The sequence below is a fragment of the Endozoicomonas sp. ONNA2 genome, assembly GCF_024606365.1.
Taxonomy (GTDB): Bacteria; Pseudomonadota; Gammaproteobacteria; order Pseudomonadales; family Endozoicomonadaceae; genus Endozoicomonas.
Genome location: NZ_JAHHPO010000019.1, coordinates 1 through 1074, shown reverse-complemented (window position 1 = coordinate 1074; position 1074 = coordinate 1). Strand labels below are relative to the sequence as shown.

Genomic DNA, 1074 nt, shown 5'->3' with positions numbered 1-1074 from the left:
ATGTTTGAAGGGGAGATCACCGAAGAAGAAGCGGGTTACGTCATCATTCAATCCCACCAGGTCCAACAATCTATCTACATTGGCCACGGTATCATGGCACCACTGGAAGACCGTAAGGTCTGGATTGCCGTGCGTCCTGAAAAAACCATGGTGACCAGAGAGCAGCCGGAAGGGAACTACAACTGGAGCAAAGGTGTGGTACACGACATTGCTTATCTGGGGGGGCATTCGGTTTATCATATACGGCTTCCGTCGGACATGATAGTCCAGTCCAACATGGCAAATGTGATCCGCACCGCTGATAACCCGACCTGGGGTGACGAGGTCTATATCAGCTGGGACGATGACAGTGGTGTTGTCCTGAATAGCTGATCAATCAACGCTAACCTTATTCAGTATTTTTTAACAAACTTCTGCAGGCTTTCTATTTGGCAAGCCACTGGGAACCGATACTTTGTGGAATCAGTCATGTCCAACCTGTTAACAAAAGGTGCCTGCGCGTGGGGACCAGAGAGGGTAAACGCCTTAAGGGAACGGTGGGGACGCCGCCTCGTTCTGGGCGTCCCCTATTTCTGGCTACTTATATTCTTTCTTGTACCCTTTCTGATTGTGGTCAAGATCAGCTTTTCATCGGCAGAAATTGCCATTCCACCCTATTCAGCCATCGTTGAATACTTTGATGAAGTACTGACATTTAATGTCAATCTGGGCAACTACCTGTTCCTGGCCGACGATGAGATGTACCTGCAGGCCTATCTGACCTCCATCCGGCTGGCCCTGGTGGCTACCTTCTTCTCCCTTCTGCTGGGCTATCCCATGGCCTACGCCATGGCCCGGGCACCTGGTAGAAAACAAAGTTTCCTGCTCATGCTGGTGCTTCTGCCCTCATGGACCTCATTCCTGATCCGCATATACGCCTGGATGGGCATACTGAAAAATAACGGGTTATTGAATAACCTGCTGATGTGGTGTGGCATGATTGACCAGCCCCTGCAGATCCTGAATACCAACATCGCTGTTTATATAGGCATCGTTTATGCCTATCTGCCATTTATGGTCCTCCCTATTTATGCC

At 49.7% G+C, this 1074-nt stretch carries 1 protein-coding gene and 1 pseudogene; both read left to right on the top strand.

Annotated features, from left to right (window positions below):
- A partial coding sequence (locus KDK14_RS00240) for a TOBE domain-containing protein (RefSeq protein WP_257263005.1) occupies nt 1–372 on the top strand: 372 nt, incomplete at its 5' end.
- Between the two features lie 96 nt (nt 373–468).
- Nucleotides 469–1074 (top strand): annotated as a pseudogene (locus KDK14_RS00235) (putrescine ABC transporter permease PotH); the annotation flags it as partial.